This is a genomic window from Streptomyces capoamus, assembly GCF_014654935.1.
In the GTDB taxonomy this organism is placed as follows: domain Bacteria; phylum Actinomycetota; class Actinomycetes; order Streptomycetales; family Streptomycetaceae; genus Streptomyces; species Streptomyces capoamus.
In genome coordinates this window covers 134,596-137,241 of sequence record NZ_BNBF01000011.1, presented here as the reverse complement: position 1 = coordinate 137,241, position 2,646 = coordinate 134,596, and the positions used below count along the sequence as shown (strand labels likewise).

At 69.0% G+C, this 2,646-nt stretch carries 2 protein-coding genes, 1 tRNA gene and 1 pseudogene; 1 reads left to right on the top strand and 3 read right to left on the bottom strand.

What is annotated here, in order from left to right; translation table 11 throughout:
- The 3 genes from IE312_RS40855 to IE312_RS19110 form a co-directional block, all read right to left on the bottom strand.
- Window positions 1–730 (bottom strand): NTP transferase domain-containing protein (locus IE312_RS40855; protein ID WP_229900121.1); only part of this gene is annotated, 730 nt, incomplete at its 3' end.
- Between the two features lie 133 nt (window positions 731–863).
- A tRNA-Gln gene (locus IE312_RS19115) sits at window positions 864–934 on the bottom strand.
- Window positions 935–945: 11 nt separating this feature from the next.
- Window positions 946–1,818, bottom strand: a complete 873-nt coding sequence (locus IE312_RS19110) for a terminase gpP N-terminus-related DNA-binding protein (protein ID WP_189983350.1) — start codon at window positions 1,816–1,818, stop codon at window positions 946–948.
- Between the two features lie 166 nt (window positions 1,819–1,984).
- Here IE312_RS19110 and IE312_RS40850 point away from each other — a divergent pair.
- Window positions 1,985–2,646, top strand: a pseudogene (locus IE312_RS40850) (sensor histidine kinase); the annotation flags it as partial.

Genomic DNA, 2,646 nt, shown 5'->3' with positions numbered 1-2,646 from the left:
CCTCCGCCAACTGCACCCGGTTGTTGATCCCCGCGATCTCCCGGTGATCGGCCGCCACCGAGGCCCCCACCCGGTGCCCGGCCTCCCGCAGGATCCCCAGCACGTCCGTGAGGTACTCCTCACCCTGGCTGTTGTCCGTCCGCACCTTCTTCAGCGCGTCCGCCAGCAACTGCCCGTCGAACGCGAACACCCCGCTGTTGATCTCCCGGATCGCCCGCTGCGCCTCGGTCGCGTCCTTGTGCTCCACGATCGCGGTGACGGCACCCGACGCCGCGTCCCGCACGATCCGGCCGTAACCGGTCGCGTCCGGCACCTCCGCGGTGAGCACGGTCACCGCGTTGCCGTCCGCCCCGTGCGTTTCGGCGAGCCGCCGGAGCGTGTCGCCGGTGAGCAGCGGGGTGTCCCCGCACACCACCACGACGGTCCCGTCCACGGCCCCGCCCAGCTCCTCCAGGCCCATCCGCACGGCGTGCCCGGTACCGTTCTGCTCCGCCTGCACGGCGGTCCTGGCGGCCGGATCGATCTCGGCGAGGTGCGCGCCGACCTGCTCACGGGCGTGGCCGACGACGACGACCAGGTGCTGCGGGTCCAACTCACGGGCGGCGGCCAGCACGTGGCCGACCAGGGAACGGCCGCAGATCTGGTGCAGGACCTTGGGTGTGGCCGACTTCATACGGGTGCCCTCACCCGCTGCGAGAACGACGACGGCGGCCGGGCGGATGGCGCTCACGGGGTTGCCCTTCGGCTCTGGATGGGTGGGGGTGACAGCCGCAGGATACCGGGGTGCTTGGGGGCGGACATGAGAGCGGGCCCCGCCGGGGGTTACCGGTCAGGACCCGAACCTTGGTTATGTGTGCTGTGAGCTCCCGGAGAAGGATTCGAACCCTCATTCAACGGACCAAAACCGTTTGTCCTACCCTTAGACGATCCGGGATAATCTGTGCGCTATGTCCGATTTGGTTGATCGGTTTCGCGTACGGCCTCCACTATGCCGTACCAGGAGCCTTCGATGCGACGGTACAAGTCGGCACCCTGCAGGACTTTGATCACGAGGCAGCCGCGGTAACTGTCGCCGGTGTTCTTGCGTACCGTCTTCGGGTTGTGCTTCTTGAGCGTCGTCTTGTTGAACATCGAGGCGTCGGCGCCGACGAGGTCGGCCCAGTAGCGCTCGGCTCCCGCCACGTCGGCCGTCTCGTGGATCATCACGGTGAACCGCAGGCGCTCTCGCTCCACTTGGAGCAGGTCGAGCCATGCCAGGAACACGTTGATCATCCCGGGGTCGCTGTTCACGAAGGTGACGTTCTCCCGGCGGTCGTACGGCTTGTCCTTGCCGCCCTCGGCCCAGTAGAGGCCCACGCCCACCAGGAACAGCTCACGCGCCGACAGTTCGCCGACCGACCGTTTGGCCTCCTCCTTGACCTGTCGACGTTCCTCGTCCCGGATCCGCAGCTTCTCCTCCCAGCCCTTGCGGGCGATGGCTGCCGCTTCCTCGGGCGTGCGCCGGCGCTCCGGCCTCGGTAGATCTCGTACCCACAGCGACACGGAACTGCGTGAGCACCCCAGTTCCGCCTCGATCCGGTCGTACGTCCAGCCCTGGAGGCGTAGCTCCCGGGCGCGGTGGCGGAGGTCGTCCTTGGCCCTGGGGCGCTTCGTCCAGGCCGGTGGCGGTTCGCCCTTCACCAGTTGGTTGAGGACGTCGTTGTTGTAGATCTTCAGTTCGTCGCGGATCTGCCGGAGGCTGCGGCCGGCCCGGCGGAGGGCCACCGCCTGGTCGCGGAGGCGTTCGAAGTCGGTGTATTTGCCTGGTGAATGTGCCATGTGCATACCGTCCGGACGGAATGTGGGATTCCGGCGCGGGGCGGGGGAGGTTCACCAGTTCGAGGGATAGCGGGTGGTTTCGAGGGTGTCCGGTGGCGCGGTGTCGTGTGCGGAGGTAGGGGAAAGTCACCGGAAATGCCGCACCCCTCGCCCGTAGGCTGGGGGCATGACCACGACGGGGGAAGACCACGAGAGGGCGTTGACCGGCCCTTGGTGGTGGGTACGACGGCGCGGTGCGGTGCTCGACGGGGGTCTCGCGCTGGTGTCGGCGGTGGAGTGCGCGGCGGAGGGGATCCCGTTCGCCCGGGAGGCCGGGATCCCGGTGTCGGTGGGGATCGTGTTCGGTCTGATCGCCGGTTCGGTGCTGCTGGTGCGCCGGAAGTGGCCGATCGCCGTGGTGCTGGTGGCGATCGCGATCACGCCGGCCGAGATGGGTTTCCTGATGGGCGTCGTCGGCCTGTACACGCTGGCCGCGTGCGAGCTGCCGCGGCGGGTGATCGGGTCGTTGTCGGGGATGTCGCTGCTGGGCACGGCGGTGGTGACGTTCGTGCGGGTGCGCCAGGACATGGCGCGGGGCGATCTGACGCTGGGTGACTGGTTCGTGCCGTTCGCGGCGGTGACCACGGCGTTGGGGCTGACGGCTCCGCCGGTGCTGCTGGGGCTGTACGTGGGGGCGCGGCGGCGGTTGATGGAGAGCTTGCGGGAGCGGGCGGACAGTCTGGAGCGGGAGCTGCAGCTGCTCGCGGAGCGGGCGGAGGAGCGGGCCGAGTGGGCGCGTAACGAGGAGCGGACGCGGATCGCGCGGGAGATGCACGACGTGGTGGCGCA